The sequence below is a fragment of the Billgrantia saliphila genome, assembly GCF_002930105.1.
In the GTDB taxonomy this organism is placed as follows: domain Bacteria; phylum Pseudomonadota; class Gammaproteobacteria; order Pseudomonadales; family Halomonadaceae; genus Halomonas; species Halomonas saliphila.
On the sequence record NZ_PJRN01000009.1, the window covers coordinates 126,305 to 151,027 of the forward strand.

A 24,723-nucleotide genomic window follows, 5' to 3' on the forward strand; every position below is an offset into this window, starting at 1 on the left:
TGGCTTAGTCCGCTCTGTCGCCGAGCGTCTCCCTGTCGAAGGCCGCCGCTTCGGCCAGCAGCCAGTCGATGAAGCGGCCGACCGCGGGCGGCGCGTCACCGGTGGCGGGCACCAGCAGGTCGTAGGTCATGGGCGAGGCGAGAACGTAGCGTTCGCCGAAGGGGCGCACGAGGATACCGCTCTTCAATCGATCCATCGCGATGGGGTGGTTGGCGAGCATGACGCCGCGCCCGGCGATGGCCTGATCCAGGGCCAGGCCGAACAGCGAATAGCGACGCTGCGGCGGGGCGACCCTGTCGCCGACGCCGGCGGCCTCGAGCCATTCCCTCCAGCCGGGAAAGGCGATCCCCTGTCGCGATTCCCAGCCGACGTCCAGCAGGGTGTGGTCGGCCAGGTCGGCGGGTTCGCGCAGGGGCTGGCCCTGTTGCAGCAGCGATGGGGCGCAGACGGGGAACAGCTCATCGGCGAACAGGCGGTGACTCGTCACGCCCGACCAGGGCCCTCGGCCGTAGCGAATCGCCAAGCGCGCGCCGTCGCCTTGCCAGGCGGGCATGGTGAGCGATTGGCTGGCATCGAGGGAGATGCTGAGCCCCTCCGACGAGGCTTCGAAATCCGCTAGACGCGGCAGCAGCCACAACTGCAGGAAGGAGGGCGGGGCGCTCAGCGACAGGGTGGCGGCGCTGCGTGCCCGTTCCCTTGCGGCCGTGACCCCTGCGGCGATGCGCTCCAGGCCGCTGTCGATGTCGGCGGCCAGGTGGCGTCCGGCCTCGTTCAGGCGTACGCCGTTGGCGTGCCGGTCGAAGAGAGGAATCCCCAGCCTATCCTCGAGCTGCTTGATCTGTCGGCTGACCGCGCCGGGGGTGACGCCCAGGCGGACGGCGGCGACCTTGAAGCTTCCTTCTCGTGCCGCTTCGGCAAACGCCCGGAGTGCGTTCAGGGGGAGACGCTCGATCTTCATAGCATGAGTTTTCCTGAGCCTAGGGCGGCAGAGTAATCGTTTGGAGCGTGCGACGGCAACTGCTTGACTGGCGGTATTCACGGTCAAGGAGGCGGTATGGAGCACACCAGGCGATTGACTCGAACTGAGGCTGGGGAATGCATTACCGCGCGCCGCCACATCGACTTGCAGGCGAGCGGCCTGATGGTGCTGTTCTGCCTGGCGCTCGGGCTTCAGCAGGTCGCGATCAAGGCGGTCGCCGCCGATATCTCGCCGTTGGCGCAGATCGCCCTGCGTTCGGCCATCGCGGCCCTGCTGGTGGCGGCCTTGGCCTACCGGCATGGCTTGCGGCTATCCGATTTCCGCGCTCGTCTCGGGCCGGGGTTATTGGTGGGATTGGGGTTTACCGCGGAATTCGTGTTCGTGGCGTGGGGGCTGAATCACACGCTGGCATCGCACATGTCGGTGTTTCTCTACACCGCGCCGGTGTTCGCCGCACTGGGGTTGCACCTCTGGGTGCCAGGCGAGCAACTGACGAGGCGGCAATGGGCGGGGGTTGGGCTGGCCTTTGCCGGTATGGCCACGGCAATGGCACCGGCGACCGGTATCGAGAATGCCGGTGCCATTCTGCTGGGCGATGCCCTGGGGCTACTGGCGGGCCTCTCCTGGGCTGCGACCACGCTGGTGATTCGACGCTCGTCGCTTTCCGAAGCGCCGCCGGTCCAGACATTGTGCTACCAGCTCGCTATCGCCGGCCTGCTGCTGTTGCCCGTCGCCACGCTACTGGGGGATCTCGGTCGCATCCATGCGACCGGCGCCGTCATCGCCAGCCTCGCCTTCCAGACACTGGTGATCTCCTTTGCCGCGCTGCTGCTCTGGTTTTCGCTGCTGCGTCGCTACTTCGCCTCGCAGCTGGGCATCTTCTCGTTTCTGTCGCCGATATTCGGCGTGCTGTTCGGCGCCGCCCTGCTCGGCGAACCGTTGACGACGAACTTCATCGCCGGTGGCATTGCGTTGCTGGCCGGACTGCTGATGGTGACGCGCTAGGTTCTCGTTCCGCCGATTTACAGCTCGCCGGCCAGGTGCTTATCCACCAGCTCGAGGCGGTCCTGGCCCCAGAACGGTTCCCCTTCGACGTCGTACCACGGGACGCCGAAGCAGCCGGCCGCCAGGGCCTGCTCGCAGGCCGCGTCGAGGCGCTGCTGCCCTGGCTCCGCTTCCGCTTCCTGCAGCAGCGCCCGGCCATCCAGGCCGCAGGCGTCGGCGATCTCGCCTAGGGTGGCGAGGTCGGCAATGTCTCGCTCCTCGGCCCAGCAGGCCCGCAGTATGGCCAGCGTCAGTTCGGCGATATCGTGCCCTCGGGCCTGGGCGGTCAGCGCCAGGCGCGCCGCCGGTCGGTCGTCGGTGGGGAAGTGCTTGGGTTCCACGTTGAGCGGAACACCGAGCAGGCGCGGCCAGCGCCTCAGCTCCACCAGGCGGTATGCCTGGCGCTCGGGTGCGCGCTTGGGGAGCGGCAGCCCGCCGGTCCGGGGGAAGATCGCGCTTACCGTGATCGGCACGTAGTCGACCGTGGCGCCGTGGCGGGCGGCGATCTCGCCGAGCCGGGCGTGACCCAGGTAGGTCCAGGGCGATACCAGACTGCAGTAATAGGTGATGCGCTTGGGCATGCGTTGCTCCTCGCTGGTGGTGCTTGCGTCCACGGTGTGCGCAGGGGAAACCCCTGCGTCCGCCACGATGCCGGACTCGCCAAGTTGCGACTGGTCCAGTGGTTCAATCGCCGGCCTGTTGCTCCTCGCGGTAGGCGGCGATCACCTCTCGGGCGATCCGCATGCCGTCCATGGCGGCCGGGAAACCGCAGTAGGGCACGCACTGCAGCAGCACCTCGCGTATCTCCTCCTCGCTGCAGCCGTTGTTGAGCGCGCCGCGCAGGTGCACCTTGAGTTCGTGGGGGCGGTTTAGCGCGACCAGCATGCCGACGTTGATCAGGCTGCGGGTGGGGCGCGCAAGTCCCGGCCGGTTCCAGATGTCGTTCCAGCAGTTGCGCGTCACCAGTTCCTGGAGCGGCCAGCCGAACTCGTCGGCCTGGGCCAGGGCATTGTCGACGTAGGCGTCGCCGAGCACCTCGCGGCGCGTGGCGAGTCCGTTCGGATCGAGACGGTCATGGGGCGAAGTCATGGCACACTCCTCTCATTCGGCCATTCAATGTGCGGCGAACCGGGCGGTTTGCCAAGAGCCGCTGTGCATCCTCACCCCGGGGGCGTTCAGCGATAAGCGTCCTGGTAGCGCTTGCGCAGCTCGTTCTTCTGCACTTTACCCATGGTGTTACGCGGCAGGGAGTCGGCGAAGAAAACCCGCTTGGGCTGCTTGTACTTCGCCAGCCGATCCTGGAGATGGCCGAGCACCTGGCGTTCGCTGAGTTCCGCGTCCGGTTCGGGGACCACCACGGCGGTGACGCCCTCGCCGAAGTCCGGGTGCGGCACGCCGATCACCGCCGATTCCACCACGCCCTCCAGTTCGTCGATCACCTGCTCGACCTCCTTGGGGTAGACGTTGTAGCCCCCCGAGATCACCAGGTCCTTGTCGCGGCCGACGATATGCACGTAGCCCTTCTCGTCGACCATTGCCAGGTCACCGGTGACGAAGAAGCCGTCGTCGAGCAGCTCCTCGCGGGTTTTCTCGGGCATGCGCCAGTAGCCGATGAAGACGTTGGGGCCGCGGATCTCGAGCATGCCGATCTCTCCCCGGGGCACCGACTCGTGGGTCTCGCGGTCGGTAATGCGGTACTCCACTCCCGGCAGCGGCATGCCCACGGTACCGGCGCGGCGCTCGCCGTCGTAGGGATTGGAGAGGTTCATGTTGGTCTCGGTCATGCCGTAGCGCTCGAGGATGGCGTGACCGGTCCTGGCCTGGAAGGCCTGGTGGGTCTCGGCGGTCAGCGGCGCCGAGCCGGAGACGAACAGGCGCATGTTGGCGGTGGTCTCGGGCGTGAGACGCTCGTCCTGGACCAGGCGCGTGTAGAAGGTGGGCACGCCCATCAGCACCGTGCCGTGCGGCATCTCCTCGAAGATCACGTCGGCATCGAACCTGGGCAAGAACAGCATGCTCGAGCCGGCCATCAGGGTGACGTTGCAGCCGACGAATAGCCCGTGGGTATGGAATATCGGCAGCGCGTGGATCAAGCGATCCTCGGCGGTGAAGCGCCAGGCCTCCTTCAGCGTCTCTGCGTTGGAGCCCAGGTTGCGGTGGGTCAGCATGGCGCCCTTGGAGCGCCCGGTGGTGCCCGAGGTATAAAGAATCGCCGCCAGGTCGTCGTCTTCGCGCGGTTCGATGGCCTCGTGCGGGGTGGCCCGTTCGGCGGTGTCCATCAGGCTGCCGTCGGCGTCGGTGCCCAGCGTCTCCACCGCCGGGCAACCGGTCTCACGGGCCACCTCGCGCGCTTCATCGAGGGCGGTGGGGCGGCAGACGAATAGCGCCGGCTCGGCGTCGGACAGGAAGTAGCGGATCTCGTCGGCGGTGTAGCCGGTGTTCAGAGGCAGATAAATCCCGCCCACGCGCAGGCAGGCGAGATAGAGCAGAATCGCCTCGGGGCTCTTTTCGACCTGCACGGCAACCCGGTCGCCGGGAGCCACGCCCAGCTCGATAAGCGCCCCGGCGAGGCGGGCGGTGGCCGATCGGGCGTCGCTGTAGCGGTAGCGACGCCCCTCGCGGGTGGTGATGAAGTCGGCATCGCCGCGATCGCGCATGCGCGCGGTGAAGGTTTCGTACAGGTTCATTTGGCGAATTCTCCCTTGGCCATTTTCCTGGCGCGGCGATTGAGGTCGCGGACCTCGCCGGAGCAGACCACGGTGGCATTGGCGGTGTAGTTCTCGTGGTTGCGCTCGATGTCGTCGAGCACATAGAGGTAATTGACCATGAGCCCGGCGGCCTGCTTCAAGCCCTTGGGCGAGGTGTCGCCCAACCAGTTGATGCGATGCAGCTCGGCGCCGTTGCCCAGGTGGAAGCGCGCCACCGGGTTGAGCGGCAGGCCGGCGGCGTTCTTTTCCTCGACCAGATAGCGCGCGGCCAGCGGTTTGATCACGGCCTTGAGGCGCTCGCTGTGGGCCGGGTCGAGGTGCCAGTCGGGCGCGTCGAGTTCGTGCAACATCTGGCGCAGTTCGTCGGGCAGCGCCTCGTCGTTGCGACGCTCGGCGAGCCAGTGGGCGAACCCGGGGACCGGCGAGAGCGTGACGAAGTGCTTGAGCTGCGGCAGCTCCTGCTTGAGCTCCTGCACCACCTGCTTGATCAGGAAGTTACCGAAGGAGATGCCGCGCAGGCCGGTCTGGCAGTTGCTGATGCCGAAGAAGGCGGCGGCGTCGGCGGACTCGGGATCGTCGATATCGCGGTGCTCGCCGGCCAGGATAGGCTGGATGCGCTGCGGCAGTCCCCTGTGCAGGGCCACCTCGACGAAGATCAGCGGCTCGTCGCCGATCGCCGGATGGAAGAAGGCGAAGCAGCGTCGATCCACGGCGTCCAGCCGCCGGCGCAGGTCATCCCAATCGCGGATCTCGTGGACCGCCTCGTAGCGGATGATCTTCTCCAGGATCGAGGCCGGTGTGTTCCAGTCGATGCGCTTGAGCACCAGGAAGCCGCGGTTGAACCAGGAGCCGAACAGATGCGCGAAGTCGGCGTCGATGGCACCGAGCTCGCGGGTGTCGGAGCGGGGCCGTTCGCGTATTCGTTCAAGCAGCCCTTCGCGCATGCGTACCAAGGCGTGGGTGCCGTTGCTGGCCAGGTTGAGGCGGCGAAACAGCTCCTGGCGACGCGGCTCGCAAGCGTCGAACAGCATCTGCAGACTGGCGTTGTCGCGCTGCTCGCGATAGATCGCATAGGTTTCGTCGATATGCGCGGGGTCGGCGGCGAAGTCGCTGGCCAGCCGCTCGAAGAAGCGCGTGCGCTCCTCTTCGTCCAGGCGCTGATACATGGCGAGCGCGCGGCTCGCCAGGCTGATGCTCGAGGCCTCACCGTCGCTTTCGAGCAGTGCCCGACAAGCGTCGAGCATTCGGCTGTGATTGGGAGTGGCCGTATCGCCCTGGCGCCGCCAGAGCCTGGCGTCGCGCTGGGTGATGCTGTTGAACAGCTCCTGCAGGAAGGTCATGTTCATGTCGCGCTCCGTCAGCCCATGATCAGGTTGGGTAGCCACAAGGCGATGCCCGGGAAGAAACACAGCAGGACGATCCCGAGCACCATGCACAGGGCATAGGGCAGGCTGCCCATCAAGATGTCGCGCAGCGAGATGTCCGGTGCGATGCCCTTGATGATGAACAGGTTGAGACCCACCGGCGGGGTGATCAGGCCGATCTCCAGGTTGATCGTCAGGATCACCGCGAACCAGTAGGGGTCGAAGTCGGCGGCGAGGATGATCGGCAGCAGGATCGGGGCGGTCATCACGATTACCGCCACCGGCGGCAGGAAGAAGCCGGCGACCAGCAGGAAGACGTTGATCACGCCCATCAGCACCCAGCGGTTGACCTCCAGCTCGGCGATGGCGCCGGCCACGGTCTGGGTGATGAACAGCGAGGAGAGCGCATAGGCGAACACCTCGGCGCAGGCGATCACCAGCATGATCATCACGCTCTCGCGCAGCGAGTCGCGCATGATCAGCTTGATGGGCCCCACCTGCCACATGCGGTAGATGATCACGGCCAGCGCCAGGCACAGGAAGGCGCCGACACCGGCGGCCTCCGAGGGCGTGGCCACGCCGCCGTAGAGCGCGAACAGGATGCCGCCGACCACTGCCAGGAAGGGCAGCACGCGAACCAGTGCTCGCATGTTGGTATCGACATTGGCCTTGATGGTTTCCTTCATCTGGCCGGCGGCCTGCGCCAGTGGATTGGCGTAGCCCCCGGCCAGCCTGCAGGCGATCATCGTCCAGGCCATGAACAGCCCGGCGAGCATGAAGCCCGGCACCACGCCGGCGATGAACAGCCGCCCGATCGAGGTTTCGGTGGAGATGCCATAGATAATCATGGTCACCGACGGCGGGATAAGGATGCCCAGGGTGCCGCCGGCGGCGATGCAGCCCGCCGCCACGCCGTCGGGGTAGCCGCGGGTGCGCATTTCGGGGATGCCCATCTTGCCGATGGCCGCGCAGGTGGCCGGCGACGAACCGGAGAGTGCGGAGAAGATGGTGCAGGCGCCGATGTTGGATACAGCCAGGCCGCCCGGCAGCCGGCCCATCCACAAGTCCAGCGAGCGGTAGAGATCGCGACCGGTGGGCGACGATGCCACGGCGGCGCCCATCAGGATGAACATAGGGATGGCGACGAAGCCGAACTCGGCGATGCGATCGAAGAAGGTCTCGCCGAAATAGATGAGCTCGGGCAGGCCGCGGTCGTAAATCAGTGCCAGCAGCGAGACGCCGCCCAGGGCGAAGGCGATGGGCGTGCCGATCGCCATCAGTACGATCAGGGCGACGGCGACAATAATGCCCAACGTAGTCGGATCCATGCTCAGCCCTCCCCACGCAGGATTTCGGCCACGTACTGCAGCGACAGCTGCGTGGCGCCGACGGCCATCGGCACCAGGCCGGGCCAGAGCGGCGGGTTCCAGACCGTGCCGGTGGTCCAGCCGCCCTCCCAGGCTTCCCATACATAAAGCCAGGAGGCGTAGGCCAGGGCGGCGCAGAAGGCGAGGCCGCACAGGGCGGCAGTCAGTCGCATCAGCCGACGTGCGATGCCGCCCAGCGCATCCGGCAGAATGGTGATGGCCACGTGGCCGCCGGTCATCAGCACGTAGGGGCTGCCCAGCAGCATGGCGGCGGTGACCGCGAGCACGGTGAACTCGGTCTGCCAGCTGGTGCTCATGCCGAGCACGTAGCGTACGAAGACCATCTGGCAGATGACGGTGACCCCGGCAATGAACAGAATGCCAGCTACATAGGCCAGCAGGCGCGAGAGTCGATCCATCAGGCCGATGTAGGCGCCGACGACGCCAAAGCGTTGCGCAAGGGGTTGAGAGTGGGCCATGGCCATGCAGTCCTCCCGGGGTTCGAAACGGGGGCCACCCGTTGCGGGTGGCCCGGCTCACGCTGGGAAGGGCTGGGCGTCACTCGACGGCCAGGGCGGCGTCGATGATGGCTTGGCCGTTGGGCACGTTCTCGGCAAAGTTCTTGTAGGAGGTCTCGCGGGCGATCTCGAGCCAGGCGTTGTAGTCCTCCTCGCTCATGCGTACCACCTCGACGCCGTTCTCCTCGTAGACCTCCACCATCTCCTGGTCGATGGCGGCGGCTTCGGCGGCAAAGAACTCCTCTGCGGCCTGGCCGGCTTCGGTCAGTGCCTGCTGCTGCTCCTCGTTAAGCTCCTGCCAGGTCTGCTCAGAGATCAGGATCGGCTCGTACATGAACCACAGTGCATAGTCGCCGGGTTCGGTCAGGCATTCGACCTGCTCGTAGAGGCGGAAGGAGATGAACGACATCGACGAGGTGTTGGCCGCGTCCAGCACGCCGGTCTGCATGGCGGTGTAGACCTCCGAGGAGGGCATCGAGGCGATCGACGCGCCGGCCGCTTCCAGCATCTGCTCGAAGGCCGGGCCGGCGGCGCGCAGGTTCTGCCCCTCCACGGTATCGGGCGAGGTAATGCACTGCTCGCTGGAGGCGAAACCGCCCGAGAGCCAGGCGTCGGCCAGTACTCGGGCACCGCCCTCTTGTATCACTTCCTTGATCATCTCCATGAATTCGGAATCGTTGAGGCGCTGGGCGTGCTCGTGATTGCGCACCAGCCCCGGCATCAGCGTGGCGGAGAACTCGGGGTGGCGGCCGCTGGCGTAGTCGAGCGGCAAGGAGGTGATATCGAGGCGACCGCGAACCAGGGCGCTCCATTGCTCGTCGGCCTTGAACAGGGACTGGCCCGGGTGGACCTGGATCTCTAGGCCCACATCGGCCTCGGCCACCTGACGGGCCATCATCTGCACCATCTCGTCGCGGACGTCTCCCTGTCCGCCGGGAAATTGGTGCGAGGCGCGCAGCACGGTATTGGCGGAAGCGGTGCTACTGACGACGAGGGCCAGGCCCAGGGCAGCGAGGGGTAGTGTGTGGCGTTGCATTTGGCGTCTCCACGAGGTTGTTGTTGTGTGCTGTCATGCTTGTGATGTTTATCAGCGACGCTGATGTATACTTCAATAGCCGTTGCGTATACTGATGTCAAATTCGTTACAGTGAATGGAAGGCCGACGGTAGCGGTCGATATCGAGGAGGTAGGCCCATGGCCAACGCCAAGCGCTCCAATGCGCAACGACTGCGAGACTCGCTGGAAAACGCCATCATCAACGGACGCCTGGCGCCCGGCGAACGGCTCGATCCCGAGGCGCTGGGCCGCGAGTTCAGCGTGTCGCGCACGCCGGTACGCGAGGCGATCCAGCAGCTCGTGGCCAGCGGGCTGGTCACGGTCACCCCGAAGAAGGGAACCTTCGTGGCCAAGGTGGGCATCGACCAACTGATCGAGATGTTCGAGGTCATGGCCGAACTGGAGGGTATGTGCGGCAGGCTAGCGGCGCGCCGCATCACCGAGGCCGAGCTTGCCGCATTGCGTGGAACGCTGGAGCGCTGCGAGGCCGCTGCCCAGGCTGGCGACACCGACGAGTACTACTACGAGAACGAGGCGTTCCACGACTGTATCTACGCGGCGAGCCACAATGCCTTCCTGGCGGGGGAGGCGCGCCAGCTCAAGCAGCGGCTAAAACCCTATCGGCGCCTGCAACTCCAGGTGCGCCAGCGCATGCGCAGTTCGCTGCACGAGCATCAGGCGATCGTGGCGGCGATCGAGACCGGCGATCCGGTCGCGGCCGAGTGCGCATTGCGCGACCATGTGCTGATCCAGGGCGAGCGCTTCAGCGATTTCGTCGCCAGCATCCGCGAGTTCGAGAAACCGCTCACCGTCACCGGTTGAGCACGCTGGGTAAAGACCGGTAAACGGCCTCGATTTTCCCCCTGCCGAGGCCTAAAGTGACCGGTCAAGACCCTTGGCTATGCCTGTCGCAGCGCGGCCGGTTGCCTCTCGAAATGCCGTACGAAAAGAAGTGTCGTACGAAAAAGTGGAGTCGCCATGTTTCCCCGCTTTACCCTTCGCTACTCCCGCTTGCCGGAGCGCTTCTACGAGCGCTTCGATCCGGTGCCCGTGCGTGAACCGCGGCTGGTGGCTTTCAACCGGCCGTTGGCCGAGGCGCTGGGCTTCGACCTGGCGGACTTCGATCGCGAGCAGGCCACGCAGTGGTTCTCGGGCAATGCCGTGCCGCCTGGCGCCGAGCCGCTGGCCCAGGCCTACGCCGGGCACCAGTTCGGTGGCTTCGTGCCGCGGCTGGGCGACGGTCGCGCCGTGCTGCTGGGCGAGGTGACCGACCGTGAGGGTCGGCTGCGCGACATCCAGCTCAAGGGGGCCGGGCGTACACCTTTCTCCCGTGGCGGCGACGGCCGCTCCCCGCTGGGGCCGGTGTTGCGCGAGTACGTGGTCAGCGAGGCGATGCATGCGCTGGGCATTCCCTCCACCCGCGCCCTTGCCGCGGTGACCACCGGCGAGCACGTGGTGCGTGGCGTACCGGAACCCGGCGCCATCCTCACCCGCGTGGCCGCCAGCCATATCCGGGTGGGCACCTTCCAGTACTTCGCCGCCCGGGGTGATATCGACGGCGTGCGCGAACTGGCCGATCACGTCATTGGCCGCCATTACCCGGAGCTCGAGACGCTGCAGGATGGCGAGCGCTACCTGGGGTTGCTGGAAGCGGTACAGGCGCGCCAGGCGGCGCTGATCGCCAAGTGGATGGGGGTGGGCTTCATTCATGGTGTCATGAATACCGACAATACCAGCGTATCCGGGGAGACCATCGACTTCGGTCCCTGCGCCTTCATGGAGCAGTACGACCCGAAGATGGTGTTCAGCTCCATCGACGAGGGCGGGCGCTACGCTTATTCCAACCAGCCGTGGATCGCCCAGTGGAACCTGGCGCGGCTGGCCGAGATCCTGCTACCGCTGATCGACGCCGATTCGGAGCGGGCTGTGGGCGTCGCCACCGAGCTGCTCGAGCGCTTCCCCGACCGCTACGAGGCCGAGTGGCTCGCGGTAATGCGCGCCAAGCTCGGCCTGGAGCGAGAGGAGACGGGCGACAGGACGCTGGTCGAGTCCCTGCTCGATGCCATGCACAAGGGACGCGCCGATTTCACCCTGGCCTTTCGCCGCCTGGCGGATGCCGCTGATTCCCGGCAGGGTGACGCTGCCTTCGGCGAGCTGTTCGAGCGGCCTGAAGTGGCCGAAGGCTGGTTGGCGAGCTGGCGCGAGCGGCTCGCCCAGGAGCCGTTGCCCGAAGGCGAGCGGACGCGGCGGATGCGCCTGGCCAACCCGGCCTTTATTCCCCGCAACCACCGCGTGCAGCAGGCGCTGACCGCGGCCATGAATGAAGACGACTACGGCCCCTTCGAGACTCTGCTCGATGTCGTCACCCGGCCCTTCGACGACCAGCCCGGCCGCGAGGCCTATCAGCTTCCGGCAGCGCCCAGCGAGCGGGTCTTCCGCACCTTCTGCGGGACTTGATGGTTCAGCTCCCGCTGAGGCGATCGCACAGCGTACGGGTCAGTTGCCTGGCGGCCGAATCCTCTGCCTCGCCCTGGCGCATGACCAGAAACCAGTGCAGGTGGAGCCCCTTAGCGGTCAGCGCAACCGAGGCCAGGTCGCCCAGCTTCAGGTGGGGCGCAAGCGTCCAGGCTGGCAGGATGCTGACGCCCAGGCCGCCGCGCACCAGGGCCAGCACGGCATCGGTCACCCCGGCACTGATCACCCGGGCCGGCAGCACGCCCGCGGGGCTGAACAGCTGCTCGTACTCGCGCCCCTTTTCCGGCGTGGTGTGGTAGGCGACGTAGGGTTCGGCGGCAACCTCCTCGGCGCTGGCCCACTCTTGCTGTGCCAGGGTGTGTGCTTGCGGCACCACCAGGCGCAGTTCGTCGCGGCGCAGCGAGACGGCCTCGAACCCGGTGGGCGGATGGCTGCCGGCGATCAGGGCCAGGTCCACGTGTCCCTGACGCAGTGCCCGGCAGGGTTCCAGCGAGACATCCGGCACGATCTCTACGCCGATACTTGGATGGCTTGCGGTGAAGGCGGCCAGGCTATCGGGCAGCCAGTGATAGCCGCCGCACGCCTCGACACCCAGGCGCACCACCTCTTCGATGCCCACCGACAAACGATGGATATCGCGTTCGGCACGCTCCAGCTCGGCCAGCACGCCGCGGGCGGCATGCAACAGCCGTCGGCCCGCCTGTGTGGGGGTCAGCCGGCGCTGCCCGCGGGCGAACAACTCGGCTCCCAGCAGTCGCTCTGCCTCCTTGAGCCGATGGCTCAAGGCCGACTGGGTCAGGCCGAGCTGAACGGCGGCGTCGGACACACTGCCGGCGTCGGCGATGGCCACCATCATCTGTATCTGACGAGTGCTGAGCCGTGTTGGCATATTAATTTATTTCATGAAATGGCGTATTTAAATCAAATTTAAACGTCTGGTGGCCCCTCGTAAACTGTTCGTAGGCACAACTCGTAGATACGGTTCGTAAATACAATGACAAGACAGGAGGGCAGCCATGGCTAGGCACGAAGGCAAGCCGGCACGCGGCGCCACGGTGGACCTGACGCAGGAGGCGGTGCATTGGGACCAGCCGATGAGCTACGGCGAGTACCTGCAACTGGGGCCGCTGCTGTCGGCGCAGCAGCCGGGAACCGATGAGCATGACGAGATGCTGTTCATCGTCATTCATCAGGTCTCGGAGCTATGGCTCAAGCAGTGCCTGCACGAGGCCCACGCCGCGGCGGCCAGCATCGCCACCGATCGGCTGCGCCCGGCGTTCAAGATGCTGTCGCGGGTGGCGCGGATCCAGGCGCAGATGATCAACGCCTGGGAAGTGCTGGTGACCATGACGCCGGCGGACTACGCGCGCTTCCGCGACAGCCTGGGCCAGAGCTCGGGGTTTCAGTCCTTCCAGTATCGTGAGCTGGAGTTCCTGCTCGGCAACAAGAACGCGGCCATGGTTGAGGTGCACCGCCGCCATCCGGCGCACCATCGCCGCCTCAGCGAGGTGCTGCATGCGCCGAGCCTCTACGACGTCAGCCTGCAGCTGCTGGCCCGGCGCGGCTTCGAGCTTCCCGAGTCGGTGGTCGAGCGGGACTGGTCGGAGCCCTACCGTCCAAGCGCCGAGGTGGAGCAGGCCTGGGCGGCGATCTATCGCGACACCGAGCATCACTGGGAGCTCTACGAGCTGGCCGAGAAGCTCGTCGACACTGAGTACCACTTTCATCAATGGCGCTTCAGTCACCTCAAGACCGTGGAGCGCATCATCGGCCAAAAGCCCGGAACCGGCGGGACCGGTGGCGTCTCCTTCCTGGCCAAGGCATTGGACCTGCAGTTCTTTCCCGAACTGTGGTCGGTGCGCACCACCCTCGAGGAGGGCGCCTCATGAGTCGGCTCTACGATATCTCCCAGCCGCTGCGGGCGGGCATGCCGGTATGGCCCGGCGATACCTCCTTCTCGAACGAGCCTACCTGGGTGCTCGGCGACAGCTGTCCGGTCAACGTCTCGCGCCTTACGCTCTCCACCCACACCGGTAGCCACGCCGACGCGCCGAGCCACTTCGACGCCGAGGGGCGGGCCATCGATGCGGTGGACTTGGCCTGCTACATAGGTCCCTGTGTGCTGCTCGACATGACCCACGCCGGGCCGGTGGTCAAGCCCGAACACCTGTTTCCCGCGCTGCCTTCACGGGTCGAACGGGTGTTGCTGCGCACCTGGGTGCGCTTCCCTCACGATGAATGGCGCAGCGATTTCACCACGATGGCGGCTGAGAGCATCGACCTGCTGGCCGAACGCGGTGCTCGACTGATCGGCGTGGACGCTCCCTCGCTCGACCCCGAGGTGGACAGTGCGCTGCTGGCGCATCGGCGAGTGCACCACCACGGCATGGCGATCCTCGAGGGGCTGGTGCTGGACGCGGTGCCGCCGGGCCATTACGAATTGATCGCGCCGCCGCTGAAGCTCGCCGGCGGCGATGCCGCGCCGGTGCGTGCCCTGCTGCGTGAGCTGGAACAATAGCCGCGCGAGCTGGATTGATCACCTTTCCCGATCTTCACCGGAGCCGACCATGCCCCTGACTCTCGATGACGTCCGCGAGCTGGATCGCCAGGATCCGCTGGCCTCTTTCAAGTCCCGCTTCGCTCTGCCCCAAAGGGTGATCTACCTCGACGGCAACTCCCTGGGCGCCCAGCCCGCAGCGGCCAGCGAGGCCGTGGAGGCCCTGATGGCGCAGTGGCGCGACGCGCTGATCCAAGGCTGGAACCAGGGCTGGTTCGATGCCCCCGAGCGGCTCGGCAAGCGGTTGGCGCCGCTGCTCGGGGCCGAGCCTGGGGAGGTGCTGGTCACCGACACCATCACTCATAACCTCTTCAAGCTGCTGGGCTATATCACCGAGGGGCAGGGAAGGGCGCGGCCGGTGATCCTCAGCGAAGGGGGCAATTTCCCCACCGACGGTTACATCGCCCAGGGCTTCAGTCGCTTCGGCGGTTTCGAACACCGGGTGCTGCCCGAGGGCGAGGAGGTGAGCGAGCACCTGGACCCGCAGGTGGCGGTAGTGGTGCTCAGCCACGTGCACTATCGCACCGGGCGGTTGCGCGACATGGCGGCGATCACGCGCCAGGTGCACGCCGGCGGCGCCGAGGTCATCTGGGACCTGGCTCACTCGGCCGGCGCCCTGCCCGTCGATCTGGCGACCTGCGGTGTGCGCTACGCCGTGGGCTGCACCTACAAGTACCTCAACGGTGGCCCCGGCGCGCCGGCCTTTCTCTATGTGCGGCGCGACTGCCAGGATCGGGGCTGGCAGCCGCTCTCGGGTTGGCTGGGGCATGCGTCGCCGTTCGCCTTCGAGGCCGACTACGCCCCGGCTTCGGGCATCTCGCGGTTTCGCACCGGCACGCACTCGCCTCTCGCCTATGCGGCGCTGGAAGCGTCGCTGGCGCTATGGGAGGAGGTGGACCTCGCGCAGCTGCGCAGCAAGAGCCAGCGGTTGATTGCGCTCTTTCGCGAGTCGCTGGCCATCTGCCTGGATGAGCACGGCATAACGGACATCACGCCGTCCGAGGCGGAGCGGGGCAGCCAGGTCGGGCTGGTGGCGCCGGACCATGGCTCTTCCACCGCCCCGGACCATGGCTACGCCATCGTCCAGGCGTTGATCGAGCGGGGCGTGATCGGCGATTACCGCGAGCCGGGGCTGATGCGCTTCGGCTTTGCGCCGCTCTACCTGAGCCATGAGGATGTCTGGCAGGCGGCACAGCACCTGCGCGAGGTGCTGGCCGGGGGTGAGTACCTGGCGCCGCGCTTCCAGCGTCGCGGCACCGTGACCTGAGCCGGGGTCCAGGCTTCTCCTGCAGCTATCTGGCAGGTCTAGTTGATCATGCCGGGCAGCCAGGTAGCGATGCCGGGGAACACGATCAGGATGGCCACCAGCAGCATCGAGCAGAGGATATAGGGAATGGCGGCTGCGTAGATCTCGCGCATGGTGGTGCCCTGGGGCGCCACGCCCTTCATCACGAACAGCAGCAGCCCCAGCGGCGGGGTGGAGAAGCTGATCTCCAGCGCCAGCAGCATGATGATGCCGAACCAGATGGGATCGAAGCCGAGCACCTGTGCCAGCGGGAAGAAAAACGGCACCGTCAGCATCATGATCGAAATCTGCTCCATGAAAGTGCCGAGTACCAGCAGTACCGCGAACATGGCCAGCAGCATCAGGATCGGTGCCAGGTCGAAGCCGGTGGCCCACTGGATCAGCCCGCTCGAGGCGCCGGAGAAGGCCAGCAGCTGACTGAAGGTGGCCGAGCCGAACACGATCAGGTAGGCCATCAGGGTGACCTTGAGCGCACCGATCACCGAGAGCTTGAACGCTTCCCAGGTCATGCAGCGAAAGATCACCGCCAATACGATAGCCCCCAGGGCGCCGAACGCCGCCGCCTCGGAAGGCGTGGCGAAGCCCATCAGCATCAACGCCACGATGAATACCATCACGCTGATCATCGGCAGGATGTCGGTGACGACCAGCAGCAGCTTCTGGCCGAGCGGTACCGGCTCGAGTTCGTAGTTGGGCGCCGCACTCGGGTCGAGCCGAGTCTGGATCCAGATCGTGGCCATGTAGAGCCCCGCCAGCACCAGGCCCGGCATGATGCCGGCGATCAGCAGGGCGCCGATATCGACCTTGGCCAGGGTGGCCAGTAGCACGGCCAGCGCGGAGGGCGGGATGATAATGGCGAGCCCCCCGGTGCCCAGGATCGGGCCGATGGCCATGCGCTTGTGATAACCGCGGCGCTCCATCTCGGGGACCAGCAGCGAACCCATCAGCGCGGTCGATCCCATTGACGAGCCGCTCAGGGTGGAGAAGCCGGTGCCGCCCACCACGGTGACGTAGGAGAGCCGCCCGGGCACCTTGCCCATGAGCTGGTCGATGGCGTTGAACATGCGCATGCCCAGGCCGGTGCGGAAGAACAGCTCACCCATCAGCAGGAAAAGCGGGATCGGCACCAGGTTGAAGCTGGAGAGCGCGCCGAAGCCGTTGTTGAGCAGCTGGATGAGCCCGTTCTGGCCGCCCATGAAGTGCCAGGCACCGATGACGTTGGCGGCGAGGAAGGCCAGGGCGATCGGCGTGCCGATGGCCATGAAGCCAAGGATCAGGGCCAGCAGAAAGGCCAGGGCCAGATACCATTCCATTATTCCTTGATCCCCGCTTCGCCGCTGTGAAGGATGTCCCGCCCGACCACGAAGCGGGCGAATTCGATGGCCATCATGGAGAAGCACACCGGATAGGCGACGGTGAGGATCCACTTCGGCACGAAGAAGGCGCGCACGTCGTAATCGCTGCGCGCCAGGTTCATCGACACCAGGTCATAACCCTTCCACGCCAGTACCGCGCACACCGCCACGCACAGCAGGGCGACCAGGCGGCTCAGCACCTGCAGGGCCGGCGGCGGCAACAGCGAGGTGAGCAGTTCGATATGCACGTGGCCCTTGTGCCTGACCAGCCAGGGCGCGCCGAGCAGGGTCAGGTAGAACATGGCGTACTCGGTGGAGAGGAAGAACCACGCCGAGGGCTGCAGGCCCAGGTTGCGGATCACCACGGAAACCACGATGGCGACCATCAGCCACACCAGCATGATGGCGGCCATCAGGGCCATGCCGTTGAGCAACAGCCGATAAGCACGACTCGCGAAATGCATAGGAGTACCCGGACGCGGAGGGAATGGTTGCACGCGGCGAAATCAGGGACCGGCCGCTCGGGTCGGCCCCGCGACACTTACAGATCGTTGAACTTCTCGATCAGCTCGTCGTAATGCTCCAGGCCCGTGGGATGCCGCTCCATCTGGCTGCGCATGCGCTCCCAGGTGGCTTCGCGGGCGGCTTCGGAGAAGCGCTCGCCGGCCTCGCCCTCCAGGCGGAAGACCTGCATGCCGTCGGCCTCGAGTTCGGCCTGCTGCTCCTCGGCCAGTACCTCGAAGCGCTCGGCACTTTCGCGCTCGTGCTCGATGGCAACTTCCTGCAGGAGCTCGCGTGCCTCCTCGCTGAGGCCGTTCCAGCTGTCCAGGTTGACGATCACGCCCATGTCGGTGGAGAAGAAGGCGGGGTCGATGCGGTAGTTGAGGAAGCGATCCCAGTTGAGGTCCTTCAGGCCGATCTGGGTCCAGCCAGTGGCGTTGACCACGTTGCGCTCAAGCGCTGAATAGACGTCGGTCGTCGGCAGGCTGATCGGCTGGGCGCCGAGGTAGTCCTGGAAGAAGGCGTCGTAGACCGGGTTGCTGCGCAGGGTCAGGCCCGAGACGCTGAGGTTGCCTTCGCCGTCCAGCTGGGGTTCGTCGATGGTGTAGAGGTTGTAACTGACGCCGCTGTCGAACCAGCCCAGATAGTAGACGCCCATCTTGTCCTGATGGATCTGGTTGAGCAGATCGATGCCACCGTTCTCGCGGGCGAAGATGGCGTTGGTGTTGGATGCCACCATGGCGTCGCGCTCGGGCACGGTACCGGCGTAGAAGCTCGCCGCGGTGTAGGCCATGTCGACAACGCCATTGCGTACGGCGTCCGGCTGTTCGGAAAGGCCGATGACCTCGGGGCCGCCGCGCACGTCGATCTGCACCACGCCTTCGCCGCGCTCGTTCACCTTGTCGACGAACTCGAGAAAGCTCTGGGTATAGATCAGCGACGGCGGAAAGGCGTGAACGGCACTGATGCGGTCGACGGCCAATGCCTGGCCGGAGACCATGAGGGCGGCCAGGCCGAGAGAGGCGATGAGAGGTTTGTTCATGATTGTTCTCCTTGTGACAGCGGGTAGTCGTGTTGTGGCTTGTTATGAACCCCTTAGGGCGGTTATCGGGCTTCAGCCCCGCGAGATGACCTCCGGTGGCGTCGTGTCCAGCCAAGGGCGCCGTTCGGCATAGTCGGCGGCGAAGCGGCGGATTCTCTCCGCGTGCTGCCGGGTCATGTCGATGTCGTCCCAGCCGTTGAGCAGCTTGGTGCGCCAGGTCGGGGCGATGGAGAAGGCCACGCTCAGCTCGCCGGCTTCGATGCGCTGGGCTTCCAGGTCGACGCGCAGCGGGCCGGGAGTATCGCTCAGGGCCGTTAGCAGGGCTTCGGCATCCTCCTCGCTGACCGTGGCAGGCAGCAGGCCGTTATTGACCGCATTGGAGGCGAAGATGTCGCCGAAGCTCGGCGCGATCACGCAGCGAAAGCCGTAATCCACCAGGGCGTAGACCGCCGCCTCCCGCGACGAGCCGCCGCCGAAGTTGCGTCGCGCCACCAGGACTTTCGCCTGATCGGCCTGGGGGCGGTTGAGGATGAAGCCCTCGACAGGCCGGCCGCTCGCGTCGTGGCGAAGGTCATGGAGCAGGAACTGGCCGTAGCCGACGCTGCGCGGTTCCTTCATGAAGCGGGCCGGGATCAACTGATCGGTATCCACGTTGGCCAGCGGCAGCGGACAGGCGAGGGCGTCGAGAATCTTGATCGGTTCCATCACACGGCTCCTGTCACAGCTCGCGCACGTCGGCCAGGCGACCGGCCACGGCCGCCGCGGCCACCATGACCGGCGACATCAGGTGGGTCCTGGCGCCAGGTCCCTGGCGGCCCTTGAAGTTGCGGTTGGTGGTGGAGGCGCAGCGTTCGCCGGCCGCCACCAGGTCGCCGTTCATGCCTACGCACATGGAGCAGCCGGATTCGCGCCACTCCAGCCCCGCCTCGCGAAAGACGACGTCGAGCCCTTCGGCTTCCGCCTGTCGCTTCACCTGGGTGGAACCCGGCGAGACGATGCCCGGCACCTGGCTGCGACGACCGCGCAGCACCGCGGCGGCGGCGCGAAGATCCTCCAGGCGGGCGTTGGTACAGGAGCCGATGAAGATGCGGTCGATGACGATGTCGGTCAGCTTCTGGCCGGGGGCGAGGCCCATGTAGTCGAGGCTGTCGCGTACCTGACGGGCGCGGGCGGCGTCCTGGACCTGCGCCGGATCGGGCACCTGGCCGTCGATGGGCAGCGCCTCCTCGGGCGAGACGCCCCAGGTCACGGTGGGGGCGATCTCCGCAGCGTCCAGCGTCACTTCGCTGTCGAACCGGGCGTCGGCGTCGCTCTGCAGCGTCTTCCAGTAGGCCAGCGCCTGCTCCCAGCGTTCACCCCGGGGGGCGAAGGGGCGACTGCGCAGGTAGGCGAAGGTGGTTTCGTCGGGAGCGACCATGCCGCAGCGGGCGCCGCCTTCGATGGAGAGGTTGCACAGCGTCAGGCGTGCCTCCATGGAGAGGCCGCGGATGGCGCTGCCGGCGTACTCGATGGCATAGCCACGAGCGCCGTCGGCACCCAGTCGCGCGATCCAGGTCAGGGCGATGTCCTTGGCACCGATGCCCGGGGGCAGCTCACCCTCCACGCTCAGGCGCATTCTCTTCGGACGGCTCTGCCACAGCGTCTGGGTGGCCAGCACGTGGGCGACCTCCGAGGCGCCGATGCCGAAGGCGATGCTGCCGAAGGCGCCGTGGGTCGAGGTGTGGCTGTCGCCGCAAACCATCAGCAGCCCGGGCTGGGTCAGCCCCTGCTCGGGGCCGAGCACATGGACGATGCCCTGGCGCGGGTCGTCGAGGCCGAACAGGGTGATGCCGTGCTCGTGCGTGTTGCCTTCGAGCTGTTCGATCATGCCGCGCACCTTGGCGTCGCCGATGGCGTCGAGGCGGCGGGTCAGGGTCGGCACATAGTGGTCGGCGATGCCGAAGGTCAGGTCGGGGCGGGCCACCGACAGCGAGCGTTCGCGCAGTTTGTTAAAGGCGTGAAAGGAACCTTCGTGCACGAAGTGCCGGTCGATCCACAGCAGGCTCTGGCCGCTCTCGCCGCGAAGGATCTCGTGGGCATCCCATACCTTGTCGAACAGGGTCGTTGGCATTGTCATGTCGGTCGCTTACCGAGGCTGCATCACCCGAGAACGCCGGAGCGTTCCTCGTATCGTCTTGATACAACTATCGCAGAGTGGTGAACAGGTCAAATGTATTTTATTGACTTTTTTAAATGTTATAAAAATAGGACAACTGTTCTTCTCTTTCACCCTTTTCCCCGCCGACTCATGCCTCCTGGCTTTCCCTTTCCCTATGGTGCGGCTCCGGCGCCATCGGCTCCCAGTAGCGGGCCGCCTCGTCGCCGGTGCGGTTGAGGTCGATCTGGATGCGGTAGCGGTCGGGACGGTAGAGCGCATCGAGGTGTTCCACGCCGCGTCCCTCCTCGTCGTACACCACGCGGGTCAGGGCGATCAGCGGCGAGCCTACCGAGACGTCGAGCGCCTCGGCCACCTCGTGGGTGGCCAGAGTGGCCGAGATGGTCTGGGCCGCATGATCGACCTTCACGCCGCTGCGCTCGAGCAGGGCGAACAGCGGGGTCTGCGAAAGGTCCGCCTCGTTGTAGTGCAGGGCGATATATTCCGGCACGTGGGTCACCAGGTAGGAGAACGGCTTGTCGTCGGCCATGCGCACGCGAATCGAGCGCTGCACGCGCTCGCCGTCGCGCAGCCCCAGGCTCTCGCGCACCGGCTCCGGCGGCTTGACGTAGCAGAACTCCAGCAGCCGCACCCGCGAGGCCTTGCTCATCTTGACCATGTTGGGCAGCAGGTTGGCGACGCTGGCGGTCATCACCGTGGCGTCCAGCGGCTGCTCCAGCACCACGGTGCCGAGCCCCGGCTTGCGCGCCACCAGGCCCGCCTCGTCGAGCGCCTGCATGGCGCGCCTGACCGTGACCCGCGACACGCCATACTGCTCCGCCAGCTTCAGCTCGCCGGGTAGCTTGCGTCCTGGCGCCAGCCGGCCGCTGAGGATTGCATCCTTGAGCAGCAGGTAGATGCGGTGGGACTTGGTGCCGCCCACGGAATTCGCATGCGTATCGTTCATCGTGCTGTCCTTGGTCTTGTTGCTAATCATGGTGAAGCGCTTGACGCGATGCATGAAGTAGACATAGAAATGTATTATGCATAGGACAGCTTTGTGTGCCATGCAATTCGAAGAATAGCGCCATACAACGACAAAGGCTTCCTTGGAGAACGCTTTCATGCCTGTCATTCAGGTCAGCCTGATCCGCGGCTACTCCGCCGAACTCAAACAGCGTCTCTGCGCGCGCCTCACCGATGCCGTGCGTCGCAGCATCGCCGCGGATCCGGATGGCATCACCGTACTGCTGCACGAAGTGGAGCCCGACGCCTACATGCGCGGCGGCCAACCGCGAACGCCGGGGAAGGCCGCTACCGACGAGGCGCCGGGCACGGCTCCCGAGGAGGTGGTGCGCGACTTCCTCGACGCCATGGAGGGGCGTGACCTTCCACGCGCCGAACGCCTGCTCGACGACAGTTTTTCCATGGTTTTCCCCGGCAGCGGCGAGATGACCCGGCTGGTCGATCTGGTGGCCTGGACCGGCGAACGCTACCGCTTCGTGCGCAAGCGCATCGCCGGATTCGACAGCTTCGCCGAGGGCGAGCGGGCGACGGTGGTGTGCCATGGCGAACTCGACGGCGAGTGGCCCGACGGGACGCCCTTCGCCGGCGTGCGTTTCATCGATCGCTTCGAGCTGCACTGCGACAGGATCGTTCGGCAGCAGGTCTGGAACGACCTGGCGCTGGCTCGGCGCTGAACCGTGCGTCACGCCGCTTTTCCTGATTTCACTTTCTACCGAGGACCTTTAACGCCATGACTCTTCCTGCCATCGATCTGAAGGCCAGGCTGCACGCCCCCGAGATCGTCGTGGCGCCGGGCGTCTACGACGCCCTGAGCGCCTCGCTCGCCGCCGATGCCGGCTTCGATACCGTCTATCTCTCCGGGGCCAGCATCGCCTATACCCAGCTCGGCCGCCCTGACATCGGCCTGGTCAGCGTGAGCGAGGTCAACGACGTGATGTCGCACATCCGCGAGCGTACCGAGCTATCGGTGGTGGTCGACGGTGACACCGGCTTCGGCAACGCCATGAATGTGATGCGCAGCGTACGCATGCTGGAGCGCGCGGGGGCCAACGCCATCCAGCTGGAGGACCAGACCTATCCCAAGCGCTGTGGCCACTTGCGCGGCAAGACCCTGGTACCCGAAGGCGAGATGGTGGGAAAGCTCAAGGCCGCCCTTGATGCCCGCGAGAGCGACTCGACCCTGATTATCGGCCGCACCGACGCGGTGGCGGTGGAGGGCACCGAGCGGGCCATCGAGCGCGCCCGCGCCTACCGCGAGGCCGGCGTCGACATGCTGTTCATCGAGGGCATTCGCAGCGACGCTGACATTTCCCGCATCATGGCCGAATTCCGCGGCGAGATCCCGATCATGGCCAACATGGTGGAGGGAGGCGACACGCCGCTGCAGAACGCCCGGGCGCTGCAGGAACTGGGTTTCTCGCTGGTGATCTTCCCCGGCGCCCTGGTGCGCGCCTTCACGCACATGGCGGGCCAATTCTTCGACATCCTGCGTCGCGACGGCTCTACCGACGCCTTCCGCGAGCGCATGCTCGACTTCGGTCAGCTCAACGAGGTGCTGGGTACCCGCAAGATGCTCGAGCTGGGCGAGAAGTACGACGGCCGCTGACGCTCAGGACAACGACAGGCACAACGACAAGGAGAGAGCGCATGATCACGACCGACAAGACCGCCAAGGAGATCTTCCACGAGGTGATGGCCAACCCCCAGCGTGTGCCGTTCGGCTTCGGCCGCAAGGCGGTGCTGGTCAACGTCGATCCGCAGAAGGCCTACACCCGCACCGATCTCTACAAGACCGCCTACGAGACCGACCCCAACCAGCTCGAGTACGTCAACCAGCTGGCACGCGGCTTCCGCCGGCTCGGCTGGCCGGTGGTATGGACCCATGTGGCCTTCCTCGACTCCGCCGAGGATGCCGGTATATGGGGCACGCGCACCGACACCCCCGACTCGCTGCAGAACATCAAGTACGGCTCCGATCGCGCCGCCTTCGACGAGCGGGTGGAGATTGACCCGCGCGACGTCGTCTACACCAAGCGCATGCCCTCGGCCTTCTTCGAGACCCCGCTGCAGTCGCTGCTGGTATGGCACCAGGTCGATACCGTGATCGTTACCGGCGGTTCCACCTCCGGCTGCATCCGCGCCACCGCAGTGGACAGCCTGTCGCGGGGCTATCGCACCATCGTGCCGATGGAGTGCGTGGCCGACAAGCACGAGAGCTACCATTACGCCAACCTCACCGACCTGCACCTGAAGTACGCCGACGTGCTGAACGTGGCCGATGTGCTGGCCTGGCTCGAGACGCGCGCGGCCGAGCAGGCCTGAGCGGCGAGGAGGCCGATATGAAAGAACGACTGGACGCCTACGACTACTGGCCCTACGAGAACCGGCCGAAGATCACCTGGCCGAACGGGGCCCGGGTGGCCTTCTGGGTGGCCCCCAACATCGAGTACTACGAGCTCGACCCGCCGGCCAATCCGCAGCGCAAGCCGTGGCCCACGCCACATCCCTCGGTGCCGGGCTTCAGCATTCGCGACTACGGCAACCGGGTCGGACACCAGCGCCAGATGGCGCTGCTCGACAAGTATGGCATCCGCGGTTCGGTATCGCTCTCGGTGGCACTGTGCGAGCACCACCCCGACATCATCGCGATGTGCCGTGAGCGTGACTGGGAGTTCTTCAGCCACGGCATCTACAACACCCGCTACACCTACGGCCTGAGCGAAGCCCAGGAACGGGAGATGATCCGCGACGGCATCGAGACGATCCATCGCCATACCTGGCAGAAGTGCGCTGGCTACCTTGCGCCGGCGCTGTCCCACTCGGAGCGCACGCTCGACCTCTTCGCCGAAGTGGGCCAGGACTTGTTCGGCGAGGAGGGCGGCATCTACACCTGCGACCTGTTCCACGACGACCAGCCCACGCCGATCCGCCTGCGTTCGGGGCGCCGCTTCATCTCCATGCCCTATTCCCTGGAGATGAATGACACCATCGTCTATGCGGTGAACAAGGTGGAGCCGCGCCACTACCTGACCATGCTCAAGCGCCACTTCGACCGGCTCTACGCCGAGGGCGCCGAGTCGGGCACGGTGATGTGCATTCCTACCCACAACTACCAGATCAGCTGCCCGCACCGCATCAAGGCCTTCGAGGAGGCGCTGGAATACATCACCGGCCACAGCGACGTATGGGTCGCCACCGGCCGCGAGATCGCCCAGCACTATCTTTCTCACCACTACGATGACGCCCTGCATGACATCGACGCCAAGGCCGCCATGGCAGGGAGGAGCTGAG

At 66.1% G+C, this 24,723-nt stretch carries 25 protein-coding genes; 10 read left to right on the plus strand and 15 right to left on the minus strand.

Going from position 1 to position 24,723, the window contains the following annotated elements; genetic code table 11:
• Positions 1–4: 4 nt before the first annotated feature.
• Positions 5–958 carry a LysR substrate-binding domain-containing protein gene (locus tag CYJ07_RS11940; protein ID WP_104203923.1) on the minus strand — a complete coding sequence of 318 codons (954 nt, stop codon included), beginning with the start codon at positions 956–958 and terminating at the stop codon, positions 5–7.
• Between the two features lie 96 nt (positions 959–1,054).
• On the opposite strand from CYJ07_RS11940, the gene CYJ07_RS11945 reads away from it, so the two are divergent.
• Positions 1,055–1,984 carry a DMT family transporter gene (locus CYJ07_RS11945; protein WP_104203924.1) on the plus strand — a complete coding sequence of 310 codons (930 nt, stop codon included), beginning with the start codon at positions 1,055–1,057 and terminating at the stop codon, positions 1,982–1,984.
• A 17-nt stretch (positions 1,985–2,001) separates the two neighbouring features.
• On the opposite strand, the gene CYJ07_RS11950 is transcribed toward CYJ07_RS11945, so the two are convergent.
• The 7 genes from CYJ07_RS11950 to dctP (CYJ07_RS11980) form a co-directional block, all read right to left on the minus strand.
• Positions 2,002–2,604, minus strand: a complete 603-nt coding sequence (locus CYJ07_RS11950; protein WP_104203925.1) for a 2-hydroxychromene-2-carboxylate isomerase — start codon at positions 2,602–2,604, stop codon at positions 2,002–2,004.
• A 103-nt stretch (positions 2,605–2,707) separates the two neighbouring features.
• Positions 2,708–3,112 carry a carboxymuconolactone decarboxylase family protein gene (locus CYJ07_RS11955; protein ID WP_104203926.1) on the minus strand — a complete coding sequence of 135 codons (405 nt, stop codon included), beginning with the start codon at positions 3,110–3,112 and terminating at the stop codon, positions 2,708–2,710.
• A gap of 86 nt (positions 3,113–3,198) precedes the next feature.
• A complete protein-coding gene (locus tag CYJ07_RS11960) occupies positions 3,199–4,710 on the minus strand; it encodes a malonate--CoA ligase (RefSeq protein ID WP_104203927.1) in 1,512 nt (503 codons plus the stop codon).
• Positions 4,707–6,077 carry a malonyl-CoA decarboxylase gene (locus tag CYJ07_RS11965; RefSeq protein WP_104203928.1) on the minus strand — a complete coding sequence of 457 codons (1,371 nt, stop codon included), beginning with the start codon at positions 6,075–6,077 and terminating at the stop codon, positions 4,707–4,709. Before CYJ07_RS11965 ends, CYJ07_RS11960 begins: the two co-directional genes overlap by 4 nt.
• Before the next feature lie 11 nt (positions 6,078–6,088).
• On the minus strand, positions 6,089–7,423 hold the full coding sequence (locus CYJ07_RS11970) for a TRAP transporter large permease (protein WP_104203929.1): 1,335 nt from the start codon (positions 7,421–7,423) through the stop codon (positions 6,089–6,091).
• 2 nt (positions 7,424–7,425) lie between these two features.
• A complete protein-coding gene (locus tag CYJ07_RS11975) occupies positions 7,426–7,947 on the minus strand; it encodes a TRAP transporter small permease subunit (RefSeq protein ID WP_104203930.1) in 522 nt (173 codons plus the stop codon).
• A gap of 73 nt (positions 7,948–8,020) precedes the next feature.
• Positions 8,021–9,016 (minus strand): TRAP transporter substrate-binding protein DctP, encoded by a 996-nt coding sequence (dctP, locus tag CYJ07_RS11980; RefSeq protein WP_104203931.1) that lies wholly within the window; start codon positions 9,014–9,016, stop codon positions 8,021–8,023.
• Between the two features lie 158 nt (positions 9,017–9,174).
• Here dctP (CYJ07_RS11980) and CYJ07_RS11985 point away from each other — a divergent pair, with 158 nt between their 5' ends.
• Together CYJ07_RS11985 and CYJ07_RS11990 are read left to right on the plus strand one after the other, a co-directional pair.
• Positions 9,175–9,858 (plus strand): GntR family transcriptional regulator, encoded by a 684-nt coding sequence (locus CYJ07_RS11985; RefSeq protein WP_104203932.1) that lies wholly within the window; start codon positions 9,175–9,177, stop codon positions 9,856–9,858.
• Between the two features lie 156 nt (positions 9,859–10,014).
• On the plus strand, positions 10,015–11,493 hold the full coding sequence (locus CYJ07_RS11990) for a protein adenylyltransferase SelO (protein WP_104203933.1): 1,479 nt from the start codon (positions 10,015–10,017) through the stop codon (positions 11,491–11,493).
• Positions 11,494–11,497: 4 nt separating this feature from the next.
• On the opposite strand, the gene CYJ07_RS11995 is transcribed toward CYJ07_RS11990, so the two are convergent.
• The gene (locus tag CYJ07_RS11995; protein WP_104203934.1) at positions 11,498–12,400 is read right to left on the minus strand and encodes a LysR family transcriptional regulator; all 903 of its coding nucleotides are present in this window, start codon (positions 12,398–12,400) and stop codon (positions 11,498–11,500) included.
• Positions 12,401–12,527: 127 nt separating this feature from the next.
• Between CYJ07_RS11995 and kynA the strand changes: the two genes are divergently transcribed.
• From kynA to kynU, 3 genes are read left to right on the plus strand one after another with little or no spacing between them, the layout of a single operon-like run.
• The gene (gene kynA, locus CYJ07_RS12000) at positions 12,528–13,400 is read left to right on the plus strand and encodes a tryptophan 2,3-dioxygenase (protein ID WP_104203935.1); all 873 of its coding nucleotides are present in this window, start codon (positions 12,528–12,530) and stop codon (positions 13,398–13,400) included.
• Positions 13,397–14,029, plus strand: a complete 633-nt coding sequence (gene kynB / locus CYJ07_RS12005; RefSeq protein ID WP_104203936.1) for an arylformamidase — start codon at positions 13,397–13,399, stop codon at positions 14,027–14,029. Before kynA ends, kynB begins: the two co-directional genes overlap by 4 nt.
• A gap of 49 nt (positions 14,030–14,078) precedes the next feature.
• Entirely contained in the window at positions 14,079–15,335 is a 1,257-nt protein-coding gene (gene kynU, locus CYJ07_RS12010; RefSeq protein ID WP_104203937.1) for a kynureninase, read from the plus strand.
• Positions 15,336–15,373: 38 nt separating this feature from the next.
• Here kynU and CYJ07_RS12015 read toward each other — a convergent pair whose 3' ends face one another.
• From CYJ07_RS12015 to CYJ07_RS12040, 6 genes are all read right to left on the minus strand, one after another.
• Entirely contained in the window at positions 15,374–16,687 is a 1,314-nt protein-coding gene (locus CYJ07_RS12015) for a TRAP transporter large permease (RefSeq protein ID WP_104203938.1), read from the minus strand.
• Positions 16,687–17,193 carry a TRAP transporter small permease gene (locus tag CYJ07_RS12020; protein ID WP_104203939.1) on the minus strand — a complete coding sequence of 169 codons (507 nt, stop codon included), beginning with the start codon at positions 17,191–17,193 and terminating at the stop codon, positions 16,687–16,689. The genes CYJ07_RS12015 and CYJ07_RS12020 overlap by 1 nt, the downstream gene beginning before the upstream one ends.
• Positions 17,194–17,270: 77 nt before the next feature.
• Positions 17,271–18,272, minus strand: coding sequence for a TRAP transporter substrate-binding protein DctP (gene dctP, locus CYJ07_RS12025; protein WP_104203940.1), 1,002 nt, complete (start codon positions 18,270–18,272; stop codon positions 17,271–17,273).
• Between the two features lie 72 nt (positions 18,273–18,344).
• The gene (leuD, locus tag CYJ07_RS12030; RefSeq protein WP_104203941.1) at positions 18,345–18,977 is read right to left on the minus strand and encodes a 3-isopropylmalate dehydratase small subunit; all 633 of its coding nucleotides are present in this window, start codon (positions 18,975–18,977) and stop codon (positions 18,345–18,347) included.
• 13 nt (positions 18,978–18,990) lie between these two features.
• Positions 18,991–20,388 carry a 3-isopropylmalate dehydratase large subunit gene (gene leuC, locus CYJ07_RS12035; protein ID WP_104203942.1) on the minus strand — a complete coding sequence of 466 codons (1,398 nt, stop codon included), beginning with the start codon at positions 20,386–20,388 and terminating at the stop codon, positions 18,991–18,993.
• A gap of 169 nt (positions 20,389–20,557) precedes the next feature.
• Positions 20,558–21,373, minus strand: a complete 816-nt coding sequence (locus CYJ07_RS12040; protein WP_104203991.1) for a GntR family transcriptional regulator — start codon at positions 21,371–21,373, stop codon at positions 20,558–20,560.
• Positions 21,374–21,530: 157 nt separating this feature from the next.
• Here CYJ07_RS12040 and CYJ07_RS12045 point away from each other — a divergent pair, with 157 nt between their 5' ends.
• From CYJ07_RS12045 to CYJ07_RS12060, 4 genes are read left to right on the plus strand one after another with little or no spacing between them, the layout of a single operon-like run.
• Positions 21,531–22,106 carry a tautomerase family protein gene (locus CYJ07_RS12045; RefSeq protein WP_104203943.1) on the plus strand — a complete coding sequence of 192 codons (576 nt, stop codon included), beginning with the start codon at positions 21,531–21,533 and terminating at the stop codon, positions 22,104–22,106.
• A 56-nt stretch (positions 22,107–22,162) separates the two neighbouring features.
• Positions 22,163–23,038, plus strand: coding sequence for an isocitrate lyase/PEP mutase family protein (locus tag CYJ07_RS12050; protein WP_104203944.1), 876 nt, complete (start codon positions 22,163–22,165; stop codon positions 23,036–23,038).
• Positions 23,039–23,079: 41 nt separating this feature from the next.
• Positions 23,080–23,754, plus strand: coding sequence for an isochorismatase family protein (locus CYJ07_RS12055; protein WP_104203945.1), 675 nt, complete (start codon positions 23,080–23,082; stop codon positions 23,752–23,754).
• 17 nt (positions 23,755–23,771) lie between these two features.
• Positions 23,772–24,722 (plus strand): polysaccharide deacetylase family protein, encoded by a 951-nt coding sequence (locus tag CYJ07_RS12060; RefSeq protein ID WP_104203946.1) that lies wholly within the window; start codon positions 23,772–23,774, stop codon positions 24,720–24,722.
• The last annotated feature ends 1 nt before the right edge of the window (position 24,723 follow it).

Coding starts and splice junctions, on each gene's coding strand:
- leuD (WP_104203941.1), bottom strand. CDS start 18,977: ATGGAACCGATCAAGATTCTCGACGCCCTCGCCTGTCCGCTGCCGCTG.
- leuC (WP_104203942.1), bottom strand. CDS start 20,388: ATGACAATGCCAACGACCCTGTTCGACAAGGTATGGGATGCCCACGAG.
- CYJ07_RS11945 (WP_104203924.1), top strand. CDS start 1,055: ATGGAGCACACCAGGCGATTGACTCGAACTGAGGCTGGGGAATGCATT.
- CYJ07_RS11955 (WP_104203926.1), bottom strand. CDS start 3,112: ATGACTTCGCCCCATGACCGTCTCGATCCGAACGGACTCGCCACGCGC.
- CYJ07_RS12015 (WP_104203938.1), bottom strand. CDS start 16,687: ATGGAATGGTATCTGGCCCTGGCCTTTCTGCTGGCCCTGATCCTTGGC.
- dctP (WP_104203931.1), bottom strand. CDS start 9,016: ATGCAACGCCACACACTACCCCTCGCTGCCCTGGGCCTGGCCCTCGTC.
- CYJ07_RS11995 (WP_104203934.1), bottom strand. CDS start 12,400: ATGCCAACACGGCTCAGCACTCGTCAGATACAGATGATGGTGGCCATC.
- CYJ07_RS12020 (WP_104203939.1), bottom strand. CDS start 17,193: ATGCATTTCGCGAGTCGTGCTTATCGGCTGTTGCTCAACGGCATGGCC.
- CYJ07_RS11960 (WP_104203927.1), bottom strand. CDS start 4,710: ATGAACCTGTACGAAACCTTCACCGCGCGCATGCGCGATCGCGGCGAT.
- CYJ07_RS12045 (WP_104203943.1), top strand. CDS start 21,531: ATGCCTGTCATTCAGGTCAGCCTGATCCGCGGCTACTCCGCCGAACTC.
- CYJ07_RS12060 (WP_104203946.1), top strand. CDS start 23,772: ATGAAAGAACGACTGGACGCCTACGACTACTGGCCCTACGAGAACCGG.
- CYJ07_RS11965 (WP_104203928.1), bottom strand. CDS start 6,077: ATGAACATGACCTTCCTGCAGGAGCTGTTCAACAGCATCACCCAGCGC.
- CYJ07_RS11985 (WP_104203932.1), top strand. CDS start 9,175: ATGGCCAACGCCAAGCGCTCCAATGCGCAACGACTGCGAGACTCGCTG.
- CYJ07_RS11950 (WP_104203925.1), bottom strand. CDS start 2,604: ATGCCCAAGCGCATCACCTATTACTGCAGTCTGGTATCGCCCTGGACC.
- CYJ07_RS11990 (WP_104203933.1), top strand. CDS start 10,015: ATGTTTCCCCGCTTTACCCTTCGCTACTCCCGCTTGCCGGAGCGCTTC.
- kynB (WP_104203936.1), top strand. CDS start 13,397: ATGAGTCGGCTCTACGATATCTCCCAGCCGCTGCGGGCGGGCATGCCG.
- CYJ07_RS11970 (WP_104203929.1), bottom strand. CDS start 7,423: ATGGATCCGACTACGTTGGGCATTATTGTCGCCGTCGCCCTGATCGTA.
- kynU (WP_104203937.1), top strand. CDS start 14,079: ATGCCCCTGACTCTCGATGACGTCCGCGAGCTGGATCGCCAGGATCCG.
- dctP (WP_104203940.1), bottom strand. CDS start 18,272: ATGAACAAACCTCTCATCGCCTCTCTCGGCCTGGCCGCCCTCATGGTC.
- CYJ07_RS12055 (WP_104203945.1), top strand. CDS start 23,080: ATGATCACGACCGACAAGACCGCCAAGGAGATCTTCCACGAGGTGATG.
- CYJ07_RS12040 (WP_104203991.1), bottom strand. CDS start 21,373: ATGAACGATACGCATGCGAATTCCGTGGGCGGCACCAAGTCCCACCGC.
- kynA (WP_104203935.1), top strand. CDS start 12,528: ATGGCTAGGCACGAAGGCAAGCCGGCACGCGGCGCCACGGTGGACCTG.
- CYJ07_RS11975 (WP_104203930.1), bottom strand. CDS start 7,947: ATGGCCATGGCCCACTCTCAACCCCTTGCGCAACGCTTTGGCGTCGTC.
- CYJ07_RS12050 (WP_104203944.1), top strand. CDS start 22,163: ATGACTCTTCCTGCCATCGATCTGAAGGCCAGGCTGCACGCCCCCGAG.
- CYJ07_RS11940 (WP_104203923.1), bottom strand. CDS start 958: ATGAAGATCGAGCGTCTCCCCCTGAACGCACTCCGGGCGTTTGCCGAA.